Here is a 21,983-nt window from a genome sequence, read left to right as displayed (position 1 = left end):
CAACTAAATGTGGCATGCCGGTGGCAGCAGGGGGCAGTGGGTCCGGAAAGTAGCCCCGCGCCGATTCCAGGTCAATGCCGTTCGCGAACGGCACCGCCCTATTCGTACGACCAGACCAGTCATTCCTGCCCATCCGCACTACGGGTCAACGGAGTGCGTTTCTCCGATGGCACACTGCTACCTCCCCTGCCGCACCGATGCGTTGCCGGAACAGGCATTTCCTCCGGCACAAACGGCGTCCGCCGCTGGCCCGGCACGCGCGCGGCCGGTAGTCTCCGTCCGAAAAGGAGTGACACGGCCGGTGATTTCACCGAAGGGGCGGACCGCGGGCATGGATATCGTGACCGGCCACGCTCCGCCGCACGGGATCCGAATGCGGAAACTGTTCGCCGCCTTTCGTCCCGCGAATTGCGCGGGGTCATCCCGGCCACACCGGGAACCGGCCGAGGAAGCCGAGCATCCGGTCGGCCACCGACGCGTCCCCCGGCACGTCGACCCGGCGGCCGAACGGGGCACCCGGCCCCCAGATCGCGGGCGAGTCCCTCGGCCACGCGGCACCGATCCGCAGCACGGCCGCGCAGGCGTCCTGGTCGAGGCCGGGGTCCACCCCGATCGACACGGCGACGTCCCAGCCGTGGGCCAGGTAGTCGATGAAGTACATGCCGACGGCCTGGGCAGCGGGCACGTCCCCGTAGCCCAGCACCGCGAACGTGCCGGTCAGCGGTTCGACGGAGGCGAACGCCGCGACCACCCGCTCCGCGGACGCCGGGAACTCACCGGCCGGGTCGGTGACGTCCACCCCGTCCCAGACGGCGGCGTCCGGCGGCCGGCCCAGTGCCGCGCCCGCGAAGCCGTTGTTGTTGCCCACCATGTGCCGCAACAGGTCGCGCACCGACCAGCCGTCGCACGGCGTCGGCAGGTCGAGCTGGTCGGCCCGCACCTGTGCGACGATCTCCGTGGTCGTCGCGAGCACGCGGCGGTTCGCCTCCCGCAGGTCCCGCAGATCCAGGGCGATTGACACATGCACTCCTTGACCGAGTCGGAAGATCCCCACTGCCTGCGCGCGGGGGACAGCGCCCGCCTGCTCGCCGGGCACCCGTGGCGGCGGTTCGCCGTCCTCGGCGACAGCGTCGCGGAGGGGCTCGCCGAGCCCCTGCCCGGCTACAGCGAGGTGCAGTTCGCCGACCGCGTCGCGCGCGAGCTGGCCGCCACCGCACCGGGCCTCGACTACCTCAACCTCGGGCACCGGGGGCTGCGTGCGCGGGAGGTCCGCGCCGGTCAGCTCGGTCCCGCGCTGGACTTCGAACCTGACCTCGCGCTCCTGGTGTGCGGCGCCAACGACGCGTTCCCGGCGACGTACAAGCCCGACGCGGTGGACGCCGAGCTGCGGACCATGATCACCGCGCTGCGGGCGGCGGGCGCGGACGTGCTCACGCTGGGGCTGTTCAACGTCTCCTACTCCCCCTCCCCCAGGATCCCCGACTGGCTGCGCCCGGGTCTGCGGAAGCGGATGCGGGAACTGTCCGCGCGCACGTCGGCGATCGCAGAGGAGCTCGGCACGCTGCACGTGAACCTCACCGGACACCCGGCCGCGACCGATCCCGGCCTGTTCGCGGCCGACGGCAGGCACGTCAACGGGCGCGGCGACGCGATCGCGCTCGCGGAGACCGTGCGGGTGCTGGGCACCCACCTGGCCGAGAACCCGGACCGCACGGCGTCCGCAGGGCGGCAGTGACCGCGTTCCCGTCATGGCCGTTCCTTGACCGCGATGGCGACGGCGTCCGCGAGCTGCGCCCTGCTCGGCTGCACCGACCGGTCCAGCTCGAGTGAGAACGGCAGCACCGCACCGTCCGGGCGGGTGACCCGGGCGGGCGGGGCCGCGAGCCGCACCCGCTCGGAGATCGTCGCGATCACCTCGCCCGCGAGCCCGCACATCCGGTTCGAGTCGTCGATCACCACGAGCCGCCCGGTCCGCGACACCGACTCGGTGAGCCCGTCCCAGTCGAAGGGGTAGAGCGTCCTGGGGTCGAACACCTCGACCGACACGCTGTCCGCGAGGTCGTCGGCCACCGCGACGGCGTCGTGCACGTGGTGCCCAACCGCCACCACGGTGACATCCGTGCCGTGGCGGTGGATCCGGCCCGACCCGAGCGACACCGGCGCGAGCGTCCCGAAGTCGAGGTCCTCGCGGACGCCGAGCGCGGCCGACGGCGCGAACACCACCACCGGGTCGGGGTCGGCGATCGCCGACCGCAACAACCCGTAGGCGTCGGCGGGGGTGGCCGGCACGACGGTCTTGACGCCGACGTGCGCGAACAGGCTGTAGGGGTGGTCGGAGTGCTGGCCCGCCCAACCGGTGCGCGAGCCGGAACCCGGCACCACGTAGGTGACGGGCACGGTGCACTGCCCGCCGGTCATGAGCGAGAACTTGTGGGCGTGGTTGGTGATCTGCTCGAACGACAGGAACAGCAGCGCGGGGATCTGGAACTCGATGACCGGGCGCATGCCCGCGATCGCCGCGCCGGTGGCGAAGCTCGTGAAGCCCTGTTCGGACAGCGGGGTGTCGAGGACGCGGTCGTCCCCGAACCGCTTGTGCAGGCCCGCGGTCACGTTCGACGCGGCGACCCGGACGTCCTCGCCGAGCACGAACACCGTCTCGTCAGCCGTCATCGCGTCGGCGAGCGCCCGGTTGAGCGCCTTCTGGTAGGACAGCTTCGGCATCAGACACCGCTCCCGGGTCGCGGGCGCAGCCCGCTCGCGTACAGGTGGTCCAGTGCGGTGAGGGGGTCGGGGAACTCACTCGCCAGCGCGAACTCGACGGCGTGGCCGAGCACGTCCTCGATCTCGGAGTCCACGTCCGCCCGCACGGCGGCGTCGAGGCGCGCACCCTGGATGTCGAGCGGGTCGCGGGCACGGATCAGCGCGAGTTCCTCGTCGGTGCGGTAGCGCAGCCGCACCGCGTGCTCGAACGTGTGGTGGGCCTCGAACCGCTGGGTTCGGCACTCGAGGAACGACGGCCCGCCACCCGCGCGGGCCCGCGCCACGGCCTCCCGGGTGGCCGCGAGCACCGCCGCCGCGTCCTGACCGTCCACTGTGGACGCTGGGATGCCGAACGCCTCGGCCCGCCCGGTGATGCTGCCCGCGACCGCGTCGTCGACGCGCATGGTGGTCGCCCAGCCGTTGTTCTCGCAGACGAACACCACCGGCACCCGCCACAGCGCCGCCAGGTTGAACGTTTCGAGGAGCATGCCCTCGTTGACCGCGCCGTCACCGAAGAAGGTCGCCGCGACCACGGGGGTCCCGAGCCGCTGCCGCGCCCACGCGGCCCCGGTCGCGATGGCACCGGCGGCACCCACGATCGCGTTGGCGCCGAGGACCCCGACGCCGAAGTCCGCCGCGTGCATGGAGCCGCCGCGGCCCTTGTTGAGCCCGGTGACGCGGCCGGTCAGCTCGGCCATCATGCGGGCCGGGTCCGCACCCTTCGCGAGCACGTGCCCGTGCCCGCGGTGGGTGCCGGTGACGAGGTCGTCCTGGCCGAGCGCGGCGCACACCCCGGCGGGCACCGCCTCCTGCCCGATGCAGGGGTGGATGCCGCCGACGATGTCGCCGGACCGCACCAGCTCGAGCGCCCGCTCCTCGAACCGGCGGATCAGCCGCACGGTCCGGTACAACGAGACCGCGATGTCCACTGTGGATGCCGTCATCGGAGGGCCGCCATCGGGGCGCCGCCGACGGCGGTGGAGGCGCCGGCTTCGATCGCGGCCCGCACGGCCACCTCCTCGATCGCAGGCGCGAGCGCTGCCGTGCCCGCGAACGGCTTGTCCTCGACACGCATGCGCACCCACCTCCTTCCCTTGCACGTGCTGTCCGACCAGGACACTCAGTGACCCGCGCCCGCGGCCACGCGACGGGTGACACGGGTCGGCGCCTCCGGTGCCAGCGCGGCCTCGACGGCGGCCTGTTCGATGTTCCGCATGATCGTCGCCATGTCCGACCGGTCGAAGTAGCGCCGGTCCACCGACATCACGAACTCGATGGCACCCGGCGGGTCGTCGACGTTGAAGTAGATCTTGCGGCGCGGCATGCTGATCTCCGGCTCCCAGGACAGGCGGCTGTGCTCGAGCGCCGCCCGGATCTCCGCCTCCCTCGGGACCGTCTCGCCGACGTGGCTCCGCTCCTGCTGGCGCCGGTCGTTGTAGAAGCACGACAGGTCGAGTTCCTCGCCGCGCTCCCGCTCGACCCGCTCGATCACCTCGTCCTGTTCGTACGGGTCGTAGTAGGCGTTCTTGTACGCGTTGATCGCGCTCGTGGCGGCGCGCGACACCGTGTGGCCCACCGTGGTGTCCGCGACGTCGATCAGGTACGGGCTCAGCTGGATCAGCGCGCTGACCGAGTCGGCGAGACCGGGCCGGAACCTGTTGCCCACCATGAGCATCGCCAGCACCGGGTTCACCCCGGTGAAGCGGGCGAGACCGACGGCGAAGCTCGCGAGCAGCACCGGCGAGTCGTCGATCCGCTCGCGCGCGGCGACCGCCCGCACCGCCAGCAGGGTGGCGGGCGACCGGTACTGGACCATGTCGATCCACCGTTCGCCGCCGTACCTCGGCTCGCCGAACCGGCCGGCGTCGATGGCGCGCAGCACCCGTTCCAGGTACTTCAGGGAGGCCGCGTTCTGCCGCTGCCCCGCCGGGCTCGCCTGCCGCGCCGCCTGTTCCAGCGGCTGGAGGGCGGTGACCGGGCCGGCGGGCTCGCCGGTCCCCGCGTCGCGGGCCGCGACGTCGGCGGCGAGCGCGCTCAGGCCGTAGGCGTCGACGGAGGTGTGCAGGATGACGGTGACCACGTGGGTGAGCACGCCGTTCGCGCGGATCGCCGCGAGCCGGATCGGCCACTCGTTCTCGAAGTCGAACTGCTCGTGCTGCCACCGCCGCGACACCGCCTCGGCGACCGCGGCCGGGTCGTCCGCGCCCGCGTCCACGACCGTCAGCGTCACCGCACCGGACGCCGAGCAGCGCTGGCGTGGCGGCCTGCCCTCGCGGAGCACGAGCCTGGTGCGCAGCGACTGGTGCCGCGACACCATGAACCGCAGCATCCCGGCCACGTCGTCGACGGTCGTCTCCTGCTCGACCTCGGCGATGTGGAACACGGCCTTGGACTTCCCGGACGCCTCGATGGACTGCCAGAGGCCGATCTGACCCCAGGTCAGGTCCGCCTCGCCCGCCCCGCTCCCGGCGAACGGGACCGTGATCCGGTCCACGACCTCGCCCGGCGGCAACTCTTGCTCATCCGACATGTTCGGGTTCCTCGACTCTCGGGTGTGTCTGCTCGATCTGGGCGGCCGCCGCCTCGACCGCGGGCCGGACGAAGAAACCGGCGGCCAGGAAGACCGCGGCCAGGGCCAGCCACCCGACCGGGCCGCGCTCGACGATCCCGATCGTCACGAGCACGGGCCCGACCATGTACATCGCGGCCGTGCCCAGCGAGAACACCGCCAGGTACTCGCCCTGCCGGTCCCGGGGCGCGAGGTCGTAGGACACGCTCACCCCGCCTGCGACCTGGAACAGCTCGCCGAAGGTCAGCAGCACCATCCCGGCGGCCAGCAGCACGACGGTGAGCACGGTGCCGGTCTCCCCGGCGAACGCGACCACCGCGGCGCACCCGGCGAGCGACACCGACGCGAGGCGCAGGGCACGGATGCCGCCCGCGCGGGTCTCCGTGCCGCGGCTGCACCGGACCTGGAACAGGATCACGAGGATCGTGTTGAGCACGATGAGCGGCCCGACGATCAACGCGGGCGCGGTGGTGTGCTGTGTGGCCCACAGCGGGATGCCGATCGACAGCAACGGGATGTGCAGCACGAACACCGCGTGCAGTGCCGCCACCGCGAGGAAGCGGCCCTGCCGCAGCGACGTCGGCCATCCGCGCACTGTGGGCCGTGCCGGCGTGTGGTCCGCCAGCAGCGGCACCCTCGTCAGCAGGATGCCGGCGAGCACGAACGTCAGCGCGTCGCCGAGCACGATCGCGACGAACGCCGGGCGGGTGCCGATGGCGATGATCACGGTGGCGAGCAGCGCGCCGAGGGTGAAGCCGACGTTGGCGACCACCCGGAACGCGGCCATCACCCTGGTCCGCTGCTCCTTGCCGATGTGGCGGTCGACGAACATCTGGTTGACCGGGTCGACCGCGCGCGCCGGTATGCCGACGACGCAGGCGACGACCAGGAACGTGACGAAGTCGTGCACGAACGCGAAGGCGACGAACCCGGCGGCGCGCCAGAAGTGCAGCAGCACCGCGGCCGGACGGGGGCCGATGCGGTCGGCGAGCATGCCGAGCGGGGTGAGCGCCAGCAGTCCGCACAGACCCGCGACGGTGAGGCCGATGCCGACCTGGGCGATGGAGAGCCCGGCGCCCTGCGTGTAGAACACCGCGGCCCCGGCGATGAACAGTCCCGTCCCGGTGGAGTCGATGAGACCGACCAGGACCAGCCGCCCACTCCGCGCGGGCAGCCCGAGCCACGGGATACGCATCGGGTCCGGCACTCCTCTCGGCGTAGAATCGGGTAAGACCGTGCGGGGACGGCGACATCCGTCCCCGCACGCGGGTCCGGCCACCAACCGGGTCGGACCAGTCGACACGAGATGCTGCCTAGCAGCGACGAGCTCAGTCCTTGACCGCCATGTTCGCCACACCTCCTCCCGTTCCCGGTGAACCGGCCACCGCCAGGTCGGCGGCAGGCCGTGAACTCGGTTCGAGCCCGGCCACGCACAGGTAGCCGAGCGCGGAGTCGTAGTCGGCGATCACCAGGAACCGGCCTGGTTCGCCGTCGGCGAGGCGTGCCCACGCCCCGGTGTAGGGCAGTTCCGGTGTCCCGCGAAGCATCTCGGCCCCCGGCACGTCCGGTGCCGTGCCCACGCCGGGCCCCAGCACGAGGGTCACGTCGTCGCGCTCACCGGTCAGCTCGGCGACCTCGGCGGCGAGCACCGCGGCGACCGCCTCCGGTGGCAGGTCCGCGTGCGTTCGGACGTGCGCGGGCGCGGGCCCGCTCTCCAGCAGCACCGCGACCGCGGCGTGCCGCTCCGGCACGGGCGCCTGCGCGGTGAGCGGGTAGGGCACCGCCGCCTGCTCGGCCACCACCAGCACCGCGCGGGCACACACGCCGGTGGCGGCGTAGTCGGCGGCCAGCCCCAGCGCGGTGAACGCGGCGGCCGGTCCCTGGTCGCAGACCGCGAACGCGAGCGGGCGGCCGGGGCAGTGCGCCGCGAGCCGCAGCGCGGCGTTGCGGCCGGGTTGCACGTCGGGCACGCCGAAGGCCAGCACCAGCAGGTCGACGGGCTCGTCCGGTGACGTGACCGCCTCGACCACGGGTGCCGCCAGCTCCGCGTACGCCTGGCCGGTGCCGAGCACCTCCGCACGCAGCGCCAGCCCTCGGGTGGCCGCGAGGTCGGTGAGGTAGGGCCGCAGCGTCGGGTGCGTGGCCAGCGACGAGTCGGCGATGGGCGGGCCGGTGTGGCCGCGGTGGGCCACGCGCCGCAGCGCCAGCCCCGTACCCGCCGTCGGTGGACCGGTCACGAACATGGCTCACGCACCGTCCACGTTGGCGACGACGAAGTCACTCAGCGAGCCCACCGACACGAGGTCGCGGCGGTCGATGTCCTCGATGTCGACCTGGAGGTCCAGCTCGTCCTCCAACGCCAGCAACAGCTCGAGGGTCTTCGACGAGCTGAGTCCCAGCTCGTCGAACAGCCTGGTCTCCTCGGACACCACCAGGTCCGCGCCGAGCAACCTGCCCAGCAGGACACCGAGGGTGTCGACCACCCGGCCGCGCAGGTCCGTGACCTCGATTGCCGCCATGTTCCCGCTCCCGTGCTGTGTGGCGGCCGGGTGACCGGCCGCCCGGTGTTCGAGGACCATCGCCGAGAAGACCGCGCCGAAGCCCGCCCCCGCGGTGAGGTACCGGTCGCCGGGGGTGAGGCGCCCGAGCGCGACCGCCGACGCGTGGTTGATGAAGGTGTCCGCCGACGGCGTGTGCCCCACCAGCGGCACGTTGTCGAGCAGCACGCGGTCCACCGGCAGGCCGATCCGCCTGCACACCCGCCGCCACGACACGACGTTCACGTTGTGCGGCAACACGAGTGCGAGGTCGTCGAGCGACAGGTCCGCCTGCTTGACCGCCGCGAGGATCACCTCGGCGAGCAGTTCGGTGTACTCCTGCGCGAACCGGTCCATGCCGGCGGCGCCGGCAGCGCCAGCAGCACCTTCCTCGGAGTAGTGGTCGAGGTCGCTGCGCTGACCGCACGCGAAGGACAGCACCGCGTCGCCGGGGCCGCCCGCCGAGACCAGGCAGGCGCCTGCCCCCTCACCGAAGACGCGGTGGTCCGGCGTGAGCCGCGCGTCCATGGTGAACACCTGCTCCCCCGCCACCACCAGCACGAGCGCACCCGGGTCGGGGTGCCTGGCGGACAGGCGCCCGGCGATGTCGATGGCGAGCAGACCGGACACGCACGCGTGGTGCGTCACCGTGAACGCGGTCGCGCTCGTGAGGCCGAGCCGCTGCCGCAGCTCGTGCACCGGGTTGACCGGGTAGGGCGCCACGACCGGCACACCGCGCGCGTGGATCACGTAGCGCACCAGGTGTTCGCGGCCCCGCAGCGACGGGAGTGCCCGCGCCGCCGCCTCGAGAAGGTCGACCAGTGTCTCACCGGGCCGCTGCCTGCGCACCTCGCCGAGCCCGTTGAACCGGCGCAGCACCCGGACCTGTGTCGGGGTGAGACCCAGCTCTGGCCCCATCTCCTCGACCGGCACCACGCGCTCGGGCAGGAACGCGGCCACGTCCGCGAGAGTCGTCATGAGACTCTCACCGGGAGAGATTCGTAGCCGCGCAGCATCAGCGTGGTGCGCTCGCCGGGGTCGCCCGCGAGCGCGAGGTCCGGGAAGCGGCGCAGCAGTGCGGGCAGCGCGATCCGTCCCTCCATCTTGGACAGCACGGCGCCCAGGCAGTAGTGGACGCCCGCGCCGAACGACAGGGGTGGTCCTTCCGCGCGGCCCGGGTCGAAGGTGTCCGGGTCGGTGAACCGGCTCGGGTCGCGGTTGGCGGCGCCGAGCAGCACGAGCACCCGGCTGCCCTCGGGCACCGGGGTGCCCGCGATCTCGGTGTCGGCCGCCGCGAAGCGGGTGCCGAAGTGCACCGGTGGCTCGTACCGCAGGACCTCCTGCAGGAAGTCGTCCAGCCGCGCCGGATCGGCCAGCACCCGCGCCTTCTCGGCCGGGTCGTCCAGCAGCAGCCGCGCGCCGTTGCCGACGAGGTGGGTCGTGGTGACGAAGCCGCCGTTGTACGTCGTGAGCAGGTTCGCGATCAACTCGGCATCGTCCGCCGGGTCGTCCTCGGCGGTGACGAGCGCGCTGACCAGATCGTCCCTGGGGTCCGCGCGGCGGGCGGCGAGCAGGTCGGCGAAGTAGGCGGTCAGCTCTGCCGCGGCCGTGTCGGCCGCCTTCTGGTGGCGCCACACCCCGGCGCCGAGGTCGAGGATCGCGCCGAACGCCCGCACCCGAGGCGGGAACCAGTCCCGGTCGGCCTCCGGCACGCCGAGCAGTTCGCCGACCACGTCGCTGGGGATCGGCAGCGCGAACTCCGCGAGCAGGTCCACCGGCGCACCGCCCGCCCCGGCTGTGCCTGATGAGCGCTCCGCAAGCTCCGCCGCTGTGCCTGACGAGCGCTCCGCAAGCTCCGCCGCTGCGGCGAGCCGGTCGAGCCGCCGCGCGACGATCCGGTCGACGGCCGGCTCGAGCGCCGCCACCCGCCGGGCGCTGAACGCGTGGGCGAACCGCCGCCGCGCGGTGGTGTGCCGTTCGCCCTCGGTGAGGAACATCGAGTCGGCCAGCACACGCAGCGAGAGGTGCTCGCGCCAGCGGGTGCCGCCCTGGTCGCGGTACTCGCCGGTGATCACGTGCAGTGCCGGGTCGCGCAGTGCGGCGTGCACCGCGTCGTAGCCGTGGACGACCACGTCGAACCGGGTCGCCGGGTCGGTCAGCACGCACACCGGCCCCTGCCGGTGCAGCTGTGCGTAGAACGGGTTGGGATCCCGGCGCCCCTCCCGGGAGAGCAGCGGGCCGAGCGAGCTGATCGATCCACTGTGGACCGCCGGTCCGGTCATCGCCGCACCTCCTTCCGCAGGACTGGCAGGGATCTCATGCGGCACGCGCGACGAGCGCGCTGTCCGCGGTGGGGTTGGCGCCGTGGTGCACCTCGTCGACCACGAACCCGGCCTCGGCGAGCAGCACCCGGTACTGCGCCTCGGTCCGGTCGTGCCCTTCGAGCAGCACGAGCATCAGCAGGTCGACCATCCCGGACGCGCCGTCCGGCGCACTGTCCTCGTCGGCCATGAACTGCTCGAGCACCACCAGCCGCGCGCCCGGCGTCATCGCCGCCCGCACCCGCCGCAGGATCAGCAGGGCCTTGTCGTCTGCCCAGTTGTGCAGCACCCTGGCCAGCACGTAAGCGTCGCCATCCGGGGGCACCGCGTCGAAGAAGCTACCCTCGACGAGCCGCACCCGGTCGGCGATGCCCGCCTCGGCGAGCGACTTCTCCGCATGGCGAACGGCTTCCGGCAGTTCGAGGAGCACGCCACGCATCGCCGGGTGCGCCGCCAGCGCCTCGACGAGCAGGCCGCCGCTGCCGCCGCCGACGTCCACGAGCATGTCCACATCGGACAGATCGCAGGACGCGAGCGTGGCAGGCACCCGGTTCGCGTTCATCGCCGAGGTGAACGACGCGGCCGTCCCGGGGTGGCTGCCCAGGTACTCGTAGAACGGCTCGCCGTGGACCACGTCGAAGGCGGGTGTCCCGGTCCGCAGCGTGTGCATGATGTCCACGAAGGACCGGAACACCTCCTCGCCGTCGAGGATCGCGTTCTGCCGCAACGAGTTCGGCACGTCGGAGCGGAGGCACTCGGTGACCGAGGTCAGCACGTAGGTGCCCGGTGCGGTCCTGCGGAACAGGCCGATCGAAGCCATGCCGCGCAGCAACCGCGCCAGCGCACCCGGGTCGGCCCCGCACGCCGCGGCGAGCTCGTCCACCGAACGCGGCCCGTCGGCCAGCAGGTCCGGTATCCCGAGCTTCGCCACGGCGTAGCAGCACTGGGCCACCCAGCTGCCCGACAGGATGCCGAGCAGCTTGCGCCGCGCGAACCCGCCCGCCACCGGTGTCTCCGCCACGACCGGCCTCACCCGTCGGCGCGGTTCTTGATGGCGGTCAGGATCTCGTCCCACAGCTTCGCCCGCGCGGCGAGCGCGGTGTTCACGGTGTCGGCGGCGTCCTGCCACTTCTGCTCGTCGTCGCCACACAGGTCGGTGACCATCTGCATGGCCATCGGGGTGTGGAACTCGCCGTCGACCTCGATGTGCCGCTCGAGGTAGTCGACGAACGTGCCCAGCTTCCCGCTGCGCTCGTTGATGGCGACGACCTGGGTGAACATGTCCGGGATCAGATCCTCCCGGCCGAACGCGAACGCCGCGGCCTGGCAGTGCACCGGCATGTTCTCGATGATGTTCCAGGTGGTGGCCGCGAAGTCGACCGACGCTCCCGGCACCCCGGCCTCGACGAGCGCGTCCTGCACCTTGGCGCCACCGCGGAGCAGGTCGATCAGCGTGTCGATGGCGGTCGTGTCGGCACCCGCCTCGCGCATGCCGTTGACGTACAGCTCGAAGTGGCTGATGAAGCCCTCGCCGAGCTCGTCGGACTCCTCGACCATCACGATGTCGTTGATGAGCCTGCGGCTGCCGGTCGGGCCCGTCGGGATCCACGGCACGGTGACGCACGTGAGCTCGCGCTGCAACGACTTCAGCAGCGACATGAAGTCCCACACCGCGAAGACGTGGTGTTCCATGAACGTGACGACGGCGTCGTGGGTGTCGAGGCCGGCGTACAGCGGGTGCCGCACGACCCGGTCGCGGGCCTCGGTGACGGCCTTTTCGAGCCGTTCGATTCCCGGGTGGGTCTGTCCCCAGTCATATCTGGACAAGATCGTGCTCCTTCAGGGAAGGGTGTTCTGGTCGCGCCACAGAATGGGGCAGTAATCCGGGTCGGCGTAGTCCGGGCGGCCGTCCGCCGTCCTCCGGACCAGACTGTCGTGATTGTAGAACGCGGAACTGCCGTCCGACAACGTGAGTTCACGGAATTCGTTGGCGCCGTCCTGCAGGTGCAGGGAAACCGCGCGCCGCGGTCGGGCACTGACGTTGGGCCCGCTGCCGTGGTAGGTCTTGCAGTGGTGGAAACTCATGTGCCCCTTGGGAATCACCATCGGCACCTTGCGCACCTCGGCGCCGTTGTGCGCCGCGTTCTCCGCCAGCATCTGCTCCAGTTGGGACCGGTCCCGTTCCGCGAAATGGCGCGTGGTGCTGTCGTCGGTGCCGATCTCGGTCCACCGGTGACTGCCGTCCACCATCGTAATGGTGCCCATTTCCTCATCACAATGGTGAAATGGGATGAACGCGGTCAGCATGTTCTCGGAAGAGGACGACGCCCAGTAGTGCTTGTCGAAATGCCACGGGACGATGTTGGACTGCTCACCGGCGATCGGTGGCTTGAAGATCAGCGTCGACTGGAAGATCCGGATCTCCGCCGCCATGGCCAGCCGCGCGGCCACCGCGCCGATGAGCGGCTTGCGCAGCAGCGCCGACAGCGCGTCGTGCTCGTAGTGCACGTAGTCGTTGTGCCGCTGCACGTCGCCCTTCTCCGGCGTCCAGTACGCCAGCCTCGGGGGCCGCGCCGGGAGCAGCCGCGACCGCTCGCCCGCGTAGTACCGCTCGCTCGCGGCGGTCAGCTCGTCGGCCTCGTCGTCGGTGAACAGCTTCTTGCTCAGGTACCAGCCGTGTTCGGCGTAGAACGCGACGTCGGCGTCCGACGGCAGCAGCGCCTTGTCCTCTTCGGACAGTGCGAACCGTTCCAGTGTGGTCACTTGTGCCTCCTCACGCTACGCCGGACAGCTCGCGGTTCTTCGCTTCGTACAGCGCCTTGATGTTGCCGCTGCCGAACGTCAGCGCGCCCCGGCGCTCGATGATCTCCAGGAACAGGGTCCTGCGGACGTGCATCGACTCGGTGAAGATCTGCAGCAGCTGCCCCCAGTGGTCGCGGTCGACGAGGACGTTCGCCCGCCGCAGCTCGTCCACCGGCACGGCGAGGTCGGTCACCCGCTCGGCGAGCACGTCGTAGTAGGCGGGTGGTGCGCTGGCGAAGCGGACGCCGCGTGCGGCGAGCACCCCGACCGTGTCACTGATGCCGTCGGTGGTGAACGCGATGTGCTGGACGCCGGGGCCGCCGTGCCACTGCAGGAAGTCGTCGATCTGCCCGCGCTCGCGGCTCGTGTCCGGTTCGATGAGCGTGAGCGTGATCAGCTTCGACGGGCTCTGCACCACCTTCGACGACATGCCCTGCGCGCCGACCTCGATGTACTCCTCGAAGATCGTCGAGAACCCGAACACCGTCTCGTAGTGCCGCACGGTCGTGTCGAGCCCTCCGGCGGGCACGCACACCGCGAAGTGGTCGATCATTTTCAGCGGACCGGGTGCGGCCGGGTCTGTCTCGGACATCCGGAACACGCCGGGCAGGAACTCCGTCCTCGGGCCGGTGCGCTGCACCAGCCGGTGGATCACGTCGCCGAACCCGGTCACCTCCGCGGTCGTCACGGCCACGTCGCCGTCGGCGTAGCGGGCAGGCGCGGACACCGCGGCGGCACCCCGGCCCACCAGCTCCCCGTACGTCGCTTCCGCGTCGTCGGCCTCCAGCGCGATCACCGCGACCCCGTCGCCGTGGCTGCGGACGAACTCCGCCGCCGGGTGGTCGGCGTCGAGCGGCGAAGTGAGGACCATGCGGATGTCGCCCTGGGTCAGCAGCAGCGACCGATGGCCCTTCAGGCCGGTCTCCGGGCCGCCCTGGCCCACGACCTGGAAGCCGAACGCGGTGCAGTAGTAGAAGGCCGCCTGCCGCGCGTCCCCGACGTACAACTCGATGTGGTCAATACCTGAAAGGTTCATGATTCTCGCTCCGCAGGCTTCACTCGTGTGCCCTAACCGTTTCGCTTCTTGTCTGTGCTCGCGCAGCTCAACACGAGACTCACGTTCTGGCCGCCGAACCCGAACGAGTTCGTCAGCGCGTGGTCGATCTCCGTCTCCATGGGCGTGGCCCGGATGTGGGCACCCGGGCACGCCGGATCCACCTCGTCGAGGTTGAAGGTGGGTGGCAGCACCCCGCGGGCGACGGCGAGCGCGCCGGCCGCCGCCTCGACCACCCCGGAGGTGCCGAGCATGTGACCGGTCAGCGCCTTGGTGGAGCTGACCGGCGGGCCGTCCTCGCCGAAAACCGCTGCGAGTGCGGCGGTTTCCGCGACGTCCCCGAGCTTGGTCGCGGTGCCGTGCGCGTTGACGTAACCGATGTCGGCGGGCGCGAGGCCCGCGCCGGCAAGGGCTCTGCGCATGCACTCGGCCGCGCCCGCCCCGTCGGGCCGGGGCGTGGTCGGGTGGTGCGCGTCCGTGGTGGCACCCCAGCCCCGCACGTCCGCGTACGCGGCGGCGCCTCGGGCGTTGGCGTGTCCGACGCGCTCCAGCACGAGCATCCCGGCGCCCTCGGCGAGCACGAACCCGTTGCGCCTGGTGTCGAACGGGCGGCTCGCGGCGGTCGGGTCCGGCCAGTGCCTGGCGAGTGCCCGCGCGTTGCCGAACGTGTCGGCGAAGGTCGCGAACAGCGGCGCCTCGCTCGCCCCGCACACCACCACGTCGGCGTCGCCGGAGCGGATCAGCCGCAGCCCGTCGGCGATCGCCTGCGCGCCGGACGCGCACGCGGTGCCGATGCTCGAACTGTAGCCCCGGATCCCGTGGGTGATCGCGATCCGGGCGGCGGGCATGTTCGGCAGGATCCCGGTGAGCAGGTACGGGCTCACCGCGGTGCGACCCCGGTCGCCGCGCGCCAGCACCTGCCGCTCGAGGGTGGCCATGCCGCCGACCCCGCCGACCACCACCCCGATCCGGTCCGGGTCGACGTCGCGGCCGACCTCGATGCCCGCGTCGGCGAGCGCGTCCGCGGCGGTGATCAATGCCAGCACCACGACCTTGTCCACGACCGAGGCCGCGGGACCGGACACCACGGTGCGCGGGTCGACGTCCGGCACGAAACCGCCGACGTCCACCGAGTCCGCGGCCGGGTGACCGGCCGGCGGCGCGGACAGCCCGGACTTGCCGACGCACAGCGCGTGGAAGACCTCCTCCACGCCCCGGCCGACCGGGGTCAGCAGGCCGATGCCGGTGATCGCGGCCGACGTCGTCGGCGTGGTCATGCCGGGTCCTTGGCGAGGTGCCGCTCGCGCAGCAGGAACTTGCGCACCTTGCCGGTCACGGTCAGCGGGATGTCCTCCTGCCGCACGACGACGACGCGGTGGAGCGTCGCGCCGACCGGCTCGCCGAGCGCGGCGCGGATGATCTCGGTGCGGTCGGTGCCCGCCTCGGCGCCGGGCGCGAGCTCCAGCAGCACGTCGGTGACGACCTGCCCGTTCTCGGGCACGATCACGACGGTGCAGTCGAGCACGTCCTGGCAGGCGGCGAGGATCCGCTCCTCGGACAACGCCGTGTAGAAGCCGTCGCCGACGAGCGCGTCCGGGTCGCGGTCCACGTGGTAGTAGTTGCCATCGGCGTCCCGGTGGACGAGGTCACCGGTGAGGTACCAGCCGGCCAGCCGCGACCGGAACGTGGTGACCGAGTCGTTCCAGTAGCCGGGCGAGAGGGTGGGCGACCGGAACCCGAGCCTGCCGACCCGGCCGGGGGGCAGTTCGTTCCCGTCGGCGTCGAGCACGGCGACCTCGGCGAACTTGTAGGGCCTGCCGATCCGGCGGCCGTAGTGGTCGCTGCCGGGCGTGTGCGTGACGTGGAACCCGTTGTGCCCCATCTCCGACGAGCCGAGGCCGTCGATGAAGTGCGACCCGGTGATCCGGCGGCGGCCCTCGCGGGTGACGACCTCCCGCGAGCCGACCGCGACCAGTCGCCGGATGTGGGTCTCGTGCGCGCAGTCGCCGGTGTTGAACCACATCCGCACCGAGCCGACGTCCCGTGTGGACAGATCGTGGCGCGCGAGGTCCGCCCACGTCACCGCGAAGCCGTACACCGACTCGGGGTGCCACCGCTCGATGGCCGCCAGCACGGTCGGACCGTCCTGGTGGGACAGGCAGAGCATCTTCCCCCGGTTGCACAGGATCTGGGTGACCATCAGCACGGTCGCGGTGTGCGGGATCGGCAGCGCGTTGAGCACCCGGCCGGTGCCCTGTGCCTGCGGCATCGACAGCAGGTGCCGCTGGGAGGCGAACAGCGTGCGGTGCAGGTGCAACACGGCCTTGGGCACGCCGGTGGTACCGGACGTGTGCGTGATGACGACCGGGTCGTCCTGGTGGTGGCGGTAGTGCCGCGGTGCGGCGGAGGGGTCGCCTTCACCCAGTTCGTCGGGCCGCCCGAGCAGCTCGGTGCCGAGGTCGTGGCCGGCCAGCAGTTCCGTGTGCGCCGCGTCGGCGAGCACTCCCCTGGCGCGCAGCCTGCGGATGAACTCGGCGGCGATGTCGGGGGTCATCTTCCCGTTCATCAGCGCGGGGATCGCGCCGATGCGGGTGAGCGCGAGGAAGCTCAGGACGGTGTCGGCCGCGGCGGTCGCCCACACCGCGACGGGGTCGCACCCGCGGATCCCGCGGGCGTGGAGCCACGCGGCGCGCGCGTCGACCATGGTGTCCAGCTCGCCGAGTGTGAACTCGTGTTCTGCGGGACGGCCGTCGACCTCGGTGTCGAAGATCAGCCCTGGCCCGTCCGGGTCCGCGCCGTGGGCGAGGACGGTGCGCAGCACGTTGCCCGCACCGATCTCCGGATCGGCGGCCAGGACGGCACGCAGGCCCTTCGCGTTCATCGTCACTCTCCTTCACCCAGCGCTTGTCTGTGGCCGATCAGCACGGCGTGTGCGGCCGTTCGTGCCACCGTGACGACGAGGACCTCGTCCGCGTCGCCGTCCTCGATCAGCAGTCGTGCGTACGCCTGCCCTTCGGTCGCCGCGCCGGCCACCGGGCACAGGCAGACCACGGGCCCGCGCAGGCCCCAGCGCGCGGCGACGTGCCCCGCGACGCTGTTGGGGACGGCCTGGAAGAACAGCAGCGGGCCGATCCGGGTGCCGGTGTCGACGGCGTCGGCGACGTGTGCGGCCATCGGCGCGTCGCCGCTCCCGCTGAGGAGGACGACCGCGGTTCGCCGCCCCACCTCGCCGGCGGCAGGCGGGTTCCCGTGGCGGGCGGTGAGACACCGGTCCGCGGCGGCGGCGGCGAGCGGGCTGAACGAGGACACCACGAACCCCGGCAGCGGCGGCGGGACCGTCCCTTCCGGCAGCGTCGCGGTGGCCAGCTCGGTCGGGGTCATGCCGCCCTCACCAGCAACGCCGTGTTGGCACCGCCGAAGGCGGCGTTGACCGTCAACGCGTGGGGGCTCGCTGCCTTCCTCGGTCCGTCGAGGACCAGGTCCAGGTCGCACGCCGGGTCTGGCGCGAGGTGACCCGCGTTCACCGGCAGTTTGCCCGCCTGCGCGGCGAGCACGGTGATCACCAGCTCGAGCAGCCCGGACCCCTCGAGTCCGTGGCCGTGCACGGATTTCGTCGAGCTGACCGGTGGTCGTGCCGCGCCGAAGGCCCGGCGCAGGGCGGCGGCTTCCGCGCTGTCCCCGTCCGCGCCGCTCGCGTTCGCGTTGACGTACCCGACCTCGTCCGGTCCGAGCCCGCCGCGGCGCAGGGCCGCCTCGATCGCCCGTGCCATGCCGGCACCCGCCGGGTCGGGGCGGACGACGTGGTGCGCGTCCCCGGCCCGGCCCCAGCCGGTCACCTCGGCCAGCACCTCCCGCGCACCGGCGGGTTCGAGCACCACCGCGGAGACGGCGTCACCCAGCAACAGTCCGTTCCGGCCGGAGCTGAACGGCCGCGCGGCACCGTCGCGCGCGAGCGCCCGCCCCGCGTCGAAGAGGGCGAACTGGTCGGGCTCCACGAGGTAGCCCGCGGCCACCACGACCCGGCCCGACCGTCCTTTGTGGATCTCCGCTGCCGCGTCCGCGACGGCGGTGCTGCCGGACACGCACGCACACGTGTAGATCCTCGCCACCCCGGCGAGCCCGGCCCGGGTGGCCAGCGCCCGCGCGAATCCCGCGGTGGTGGCCGTGGTGTCGCGGCCGCCGTCGGGGTGGCCGTGGATTCCCAGCAGCAACGGGGTCGTCGCGCGTTCGGCCGCACTCAGGCCGTGGCAGGCCGCCGCGACGGCCCCGGCGAGTTCGTCCGCCAGGGTGCCCGCGTCCGTGAGCGTCGCCGCGTCGGTGACCCGGCGCCCGCCGGCGTCGAACCGGCGCACCGGCCCGAACGCCGCGGTACCCGCCAGGGCACCCGCGAGTTGTGCCTGCACTCCCCTGCCGAGTGCGCTGACGGCGGCCAGGCCGGTGATCGCGACGCGAGGTGCGGTCATCTGGGGACCGCCGCGATCGCCTCACGCAGCACCTCGACCGCACCGTCCACTGTGCCCATCCGGGCGTACTGCCCGTCGGTCAGGTCGATCTCCACGCCGTAGCGCTGCTCTGCCTGGTTCACGACCCACGCGAGTTGCATCGAGTCGATCTGGTCGCCGATCTCGGCGACCGTGCGGTCACCCAGGCTCGCGATCATGGCCACGACGTCGGCACGCTCCACGGCGGTCTTGTCGTTCACGCAGTCCTCGCAGGGTCGGGTGGCGCCGCTGCGCGACGCCGGGTTCGGTCCATTCGGTCAGCCGGCGCTCGCGACGCTCGCGGCCCGGTCGGCCACCGTCCTGGTGAACTCGCCGACGGTCATCAGCGCCAGCCCCTCGGACTCCTCCTCCGCGAACTGGACGCCGAACCGGTCCTCGACGCGCACGGCCAGCTCCGCCATCGCGAGTGACTCGAGGTCCACGCCCGCGGGCCCCAGCGTGCTGTCGTCGTCGATGCCCTCGATGTCGTAGTTCATCTCCTGGAGGGACTCCAGCACGAACTCGCGAACCTCTGCAGCCGTCATCGCTCACCTTCCAGTGTGTTGTCACGTCTCGGTCGAAACCGTTGCCGGTCAGGGGTTGTCAGGAGACCGCCGCACGGAGCACGGCGCGGTCCCGGACGAGCTTGCCGGTCGTCGTGCGCGGCAGCGCCCGCATGAAGTGCGTGGTCCTCGGCCGCTTGTAGCCCGCGAGCCGTTCGGCGAGCGCCACCGCCACCGACTGCTCCGCGTGGTCGCCGGTCAGCTGGACGAAGGCGGTGATCTCCTTGTCGTACAGGACGACCGCGGCCTCGACGCCGGGCAGCTCGGTGAGGGTGTGCTCGACCTCGGTCAGGTCGACCTTGAGCCCGCCGACCGACACCTGCGAGTCGAGCCTGCCGAGCACGGTCACGAGACCGGTCGACGGGTCGAGGACACCGGCGTCCTTGGTGTGCAACCAGCCGTCGGCCCACCTGGCCGGATCGGACAGCCCGACGTAGGGCGACTCCGGCCTGCGGATCAGCAGCTCGCCGCCGCTCTCCCGGACCTCGATCCCCGGGGCGGGCCGCACCGCGGGCCGGTGCTCACCGAACAGGTCGGTCGCGATGACCCCCAGCTCGGTCATGCCCCACATGTTCCCGAGCGGCACGCCGTACTTCTCGTCGAACGCCGCCGAGACGGTGGCGGGCACCAGCTCACCACCGGTGGTCATCCGCTTGAGCTGTGGCAGCCTGCGCGGATCGGCGACCGAGTTCAGGAGTCCGATGTGGAACGGCACCCCGAGCACGGTCGCCGGGGTGGCGCCAGAACCGACCGCGTCGAGGATGCTGTCGCCGGTGAGCCTGCGTGGCGGCACGAGCTCGACGCCCGCGTGCAGCCCGTACAGGAGTCCGCCGACGAGCCCGAGGACGTGCACCATCGAGGGCAGCAGGATGATCCGTTCGCCGGGCAGTGGCACGCCGTCGATCCGGGTGTACCGCTCGACTTCCGCGACGAGGTCGGCCGCTGTCCGGCCGATCCCCTTGGACGGTCCGGTCGAACCGGAACTGAGCTGGAGGACGGCGTGCGGCGTCGCCGCCGGCCTGCCCTCCCGGGTGGTGATCGTCTCGGCCACGTCGTGGAACACGGCCAGCGGACTGCCTTTCGAGCCGCCGATGCCGACCAGCACCTGCACACCGAGCCGGTCGGCGGCCGAGTCGACTTCGTACCGCGTCAGCCGGTGGTCCAGCAGTACGGCCTGGGCGCCGATCCGCCAGACGGCGAGCAGGTTGGCCACGTAGGCGAGTGACGGCGGCAGGTTCAGCGCGGCGCAACCGCCTTCCCGCAGCCCGGCCGCGACCAGCGCGTCCTGCTTCCCGACGACCAGCCGGCGTAGCGCGGCACGCGCAATCGGCGCACCGTCCAGGTGTAGACAGACTCCATTGTCTGGGCCGTTCAGCAATACCTCGTCGACCCATTCCGACGAGCCAGTCCGCAGCACTTCGCTGGCCGTAATTGCGGACACCTCCCAAGGAAAAAATGAGCAGCACAAATACACCCCGAAGGGGCCCTTCATCGAGTTACCACCAGCCCCGACCTGGCGGCGAAGTGGAGCGTACGTCAGATTTCAGGCGCTGAAAAGACAAAACATGAACGATGCTCTACGTAATGGCGCGATCACGCCAAACGCGTCGAGCCGCACTGCATACATGAGGCGCAGGGCGCTTGAACAGGCACTTTTCGAGGCACTTCACCCTCGGCAACGGTGTCATACACCCCATGGCCACCCGCTGAGCGGGCGCCCAGAAGCACAATTCTCGAATAGGCTCAGCATCCCACCGAATGAGGCAGAACGGAGCAACAACACTGGTCTGACCGCCTCATATTCGACATCGCGGAAACAATTCCGGTAACTGTCCGCAATGCGGGGGCAGAAACTCTCACCGACCGTGGCGGCACTCCAAGATCGCGTCCACAAAGGACAAGTAAACCGATTTTGCCGCGAGTTCCCGGCCTGAGCGCCAGGCGCCCCGAGCCGCTAACGGCGGGGCGGGTCGGCCAGCTTGGCGAACATCTCGTTGTAGGCGGACAGGTCGGGCTCGGTGTCCGCACGGGCGGCGGCGCGTTCGTCCGCGCGTGCCCACTGGGCCACGGTCACCATGACCAGCACCAGTACCGGCAGCTCGCCGAGCGCCCACACGGTGCTCCCGGCGAGGGAGTCGGCGTTGCCGACGACGACGGCGAGGTACCCGACGCCCAGCAGCAACGCGGTCATCAGCCCGACCCGGCCCGCGTGCGGCAGTCGGCGCACCCCGGGGTCGACCCCGATCACCGTCCAGAAGAAGGCGTAACCGGCGACCAGCGCGACGGCTTCCACCGCCAGGTGCGGCCAGTGGCTGCCCAGCACGACGCCGACCGTGCCGAACACGTAAAGCAGGTAGAACGGGCCGAGCAGCGACACGAACACCACCGCGGGCTGGGTCAGCCCCCGGTAGGCGCGCGACCGCACCATGGCCACCAGCCGCGCACGCCAGGACTTCGGCAGGCCGCGCAGCGCGAGGGTCACCGGACCGCCGAGCACGAGCAGCACCGGTGCCACGACGGCCAGCAGCACGTGGTTCGCGACCAGCGCGCTGACCGTGTCAGGGACGCCCCACGACGTGGCGACCAGCACCACCACGCAGCCCAGCAGCCACATCACCGTGCGCCAACGCGGCCAGCCCGGCACCCGCCGGACCCCGAGGAGGTAGAGCACGGCGAGCACGACCGCCGCCGTGCCCCACACGGTGTCCGGCACCGAGACGACTGGCGACACCGCCACCGCCGCCACGCCGACGAGCACGCACAGCGCCGCGACCACAGCTCCCCGAGACATGTCCGATACCTCCCGATCGCACCGTGCGAGCCAGGGTAGGCGGCGAGAGCCGGACGACCGTTACCGGGCGTGCGCGCTGCTCCCGGGTTCCGGCCGGGGGCTCGC

Annotated in this window: 22 protein-coding genes; 1 reads left to right on the top strand and 21 read right to left on the bottom strand. The window is 71.8% G+C overall.

Annotation, left to right across the window (positions count from 1 at the left end):
• Positions 1-418: 418 nt before the first annotated feature.
• Entirely contained in the window at positions 419-1,021 is a 603-nt protein-coding gene (locus FHR82_RS41700; RefSeq protein WP_184816223.1) for a TIGR03086 family metal-binding protein, read from the bottom strand.
• Here FHR82_RS41700 and FHR82_RS41695 point away from each other — a divergent pair, their 5' ends adjacent.
• Positions 1,022-1,735 carry an SGNH/GDSL hydrolase family protein gene (locus tag FHR82_RS41695; protein ID WP_184816222.1) on the top strand — a complete coding sequence of 238 codons (714 nt, stop codon included), beginning with the start codon at positions 1,022-1,024 and terminating at the stop codon, positions 1,733-1,735.
• An 11-nt stretch (positions 1,736-1,746) separates the two neighbouring features.
• On the opposite strand, the gene FHR82_RS41690 is transcribed toward FHR82_RS41695, so the two are convergent.
• The 20 genes from FHR82_RS41690 to FHR82_RS41600 form a co-directional block, all read right to left on the bottom strand.
• Positions 1,747-2,721 (bottom strand): alpha-ketoacid dehydrogenase subunit beta, encoded by a 975-nt coding sequence (locus FHR82_RS41690; protein ID WP_184816221.1) that lies wholly within the window; start codon positions 2,719-2,721, stop codon positions 1,747-1,749.
• Positions 2,721-3,704: a thiamine pyrophosphate-dependent dehydrogenase E1 component subunit alpha gene (locus FHR82_RS41685; RefSeq protein WP_184816220.1), complete on the bottom strand. Its 984-nt coding sequence runs from the start codon at positions 3,702-3,704 to the stop codon at positions 2,721-2,723. Before FHR82_RS41685 ends, FHR82_RS41690 begins: the two co-directional genes overlap by 1 nt.
• On the bottom strand, positions 3,701-3,835 hold the full coding sequence (locus FHR82_RS46980; protein ID WP_260418196.1) for a hypothetical protein: 135 nt from the start codon (positions 3,833-3,835) through the stop codon (positions 3,701-3,703). Before FHR82_RS46980 ends, FHR82_RS41685 begins: the two co-directional genes overlap by 4 nt.
• Before the next feature lie 45 nt (positions 3,836-3,880).
• On the bottom strand, positions 3,881-5,290 hold the full coding sequence (locus tag FHR82_RS41680; protein WP_184816219.1) for a condensation domain-containing protein: 1,410 nt from the start codon (positions 5,288-5,290) through the stop codon (positions 3,881-3,883).
• Positions 5,280-6,524: an MFS transporter gene (locus FHR82_RS41675; protein WP_184816218.1), complete on the bottom strand. Its 1,245-nt coding sequence runs from the start codon at positions 6,522-6,524 to the stop codon at positions 5,280-5,282. Before FHR82_RS41675 ends, FHR82_RS41680 begins: the two co-directional genes overlap by 11 nt.
• A 133-nt stretch (positions 6,525-6,657) precedes the next feature.
• The gene (locus FHR82_RS41670) at positions 6,658-7,572 is read right to left on the bottom strand and encodes a 2-hydroxy-acid oxidase (RefSeq protein ID WP_184816217.1); all 915 of its coding nucleotides are present in this window, start codon (positions 7,570-7,572) and stop codon (positions 6,658-6,660) included.
• A 3-nt stretch (positions 7,573-7,575) separates the two neighbouring features.
• Positions 7,576-8,844, bottom strand: a complete 1,269-nt coding sequence (locus tag FHR82_RS41665; protein WP_184816216.1) for a 3-oxoacyl-[acyl-carrier-protein] synthase III C-terminal domain-containing protein — start codon at positions 8,842-8,844, stop codon at positions 7,576-7,578.
• Positions 8,841-10,148 carry a cytochrome P450 gene (locus FHR82_RS41660; protein WP_184816215.1) on the bottom strand — a complete coding sequence of 436 codons (1,308 nt, stop codon included), beginning with the start codon at positions 10,146-10,148 and terminating at the stop codon, positions 8,841-8,843. Before FHR82_RS41660 ends, FHR82_RS41665 begins: the two co-directional genes overlap by 4 nt.
• Positions 10,149-10,182: 34 nt before the next feature.
• Positions 10,183-11,208: a methyltransferase gene (locus FHR82_RS41655; RefSeq protein ID WP_184816214.1), complete on the bottom strand. Its 1,026-nt coding sequence runs from the start codon at positions 11,206-11,208 to the stop codon at positions 10,183-10,185.
• Positions 11,209-11,216: 8 nt separating this feature from the next.
• Complete coding sequence (locus FHR82_RS41650) at positions 11,217-12,014, bottom strand: DUF3050 domain-containing protein (protein ID WP_184816213.1); 798 nt, start codon at positions 12,012-12,014, stop codon at positions 11,217-11,219.
• Between the two features lie 12 nt (positions 12,015-12,026).
• Entirely contained in the window at positions 12,027-12,950 is a 924-nt protein-coding gene (locus tag FHR82_RS41645; RefSeq protein WP_184816212.1) for a phytanoyl-CoA dioxygenase family protein, read from the bottom strand.
• Positions 12,951-12,960: 10 nt separating this feature from the next.
• Positions 12,961-14,025, bottom strand: coding sequence for a 4-hydroxyphenylpyruvate dioxygenase (hppD, locus tag FHR82_RS41640; RefSeq protein ID WP_184816211.1), 1,065 nt, complete (start codon positions 14,023-14,025; stop codon positions 12,961-12,963).
• Positions 14,026-14,057: 32 nt separating this feature from the next.
• Positions 14,058-15,320 (bottom strand): beta-ketoacyl-[acyl-carrier-protein] synthase family protein, encoded by a 1,263-nt coding sequence (locus tag FHR82_RS41635; RefSeq protein ID WP_184816210.1) that lies wholly within the window; start codon positions 15,318-15,320, stop codon positions 14,058-14,060.
• Entirely contained in the window at positions 15,317-16,924 is a 1,608-nt protein-coding gene (locus FHR82_RS41630) for a class I adenylate-forming enzyme family protein (protein WP_184816209.1), read from the bottom strand. Before FHR82_RS41630 ends, FHR82_RS41635 begins: the two co-directional genes overlap by 4 nt.
• Positions 16,925-16,926: 2 nt before the next feature.
• Positions 16,927-17,424, bottom strand: a complete 498-nt coding sequence (locus FHR82_RS41625; protein WP_184816208.1) for a beta-ketoacyl synthase N-terminal-like domain-containing protein — start codon at positions 17,422-17,424, stop codon at positions 16,927-16,929.
• Positions 17,421-18,506: a beta-ketoacyl-[acyl-carrier-protein] synthase family protein gene (locus FHR82_RS41620; RefSeq protein ID WP_184816207.1), complete on the bottom strand. Its 1,086-nt coding sequence runs from the start codon at positions 18,504-18,506 to the stop codon at positions 17,421-17,423. The genes FHR82_RS41625 and FHR82_RS41620 overlap by 4 nt, the downstream gene beginning before the upstream one ends.
• Positions 18,503-18,745, bottom strand: a complete 243-nt coding sequence (locus tag FHR82_RS41615) for a hypothetical protein (protein WP_311771540.1) — start codon at positions 18,743-18,745, stop codon at positions 18,503-18,505. The genes FHR82_RS41620 and FHR82_RS41615 overlap by 4 nt, the downstream gene beginning before the upstream one ends.
• 57 nt (positions 18,746-18,802) lie before the next feature.
• Positions 18,803-19,069, bottom strand: coding sequence for an acyl carrier protein (locus tag FHR82_RS41610; RefSeq protein ID WP_184816206.1), 267 nt, complete (start codon positions 19,067-19,069; stop codon positions 18,803-18,805).
• Between the two features lie 58 nt (positions 19,070-19,127).
• A complete protein-coding gene (locus FHR82_RS41605) occupies positions 19,128-20,504 on the bottom strand; it encodes a class I adenylate-forming enzyme family protein (protein WP_311771539.1) in 1,377 nt (458 codons plus the stop codon).
• Between the two features lie 537 nt (positions 20,505-21,041).
• Positions 21,042-21,878 carry a cytochrome c oxidase assembly protein gene (locus tag FHR82_RS41600; RefSeq protein WP_184816204.1) on the bottom strand — a complete coding sequence of 279 codons (837 nt, stop codon included), beginning with the start codon at positions 21,876-21,878 and terminating at the stop codon, positions 21,042-21,044.
• Positions 21,879-21,983 lie beyond the last annotated feature (105 nt).

The organism is Actinophytocola algeriensis, assembly GCF_014203735.1.
Classification (GTDB): domain Bacteria; phylum Actinomycetota; class Actinomycetes; order Mycobacteriales; family Pseudonocardiaceae; genus Actinophytocola; species Actinophytocola algeriensis.
Note: the sequence above shows the minus strand (reverse complement) of the source record. Positions and strands in the feature narration are given on the sequence as shown.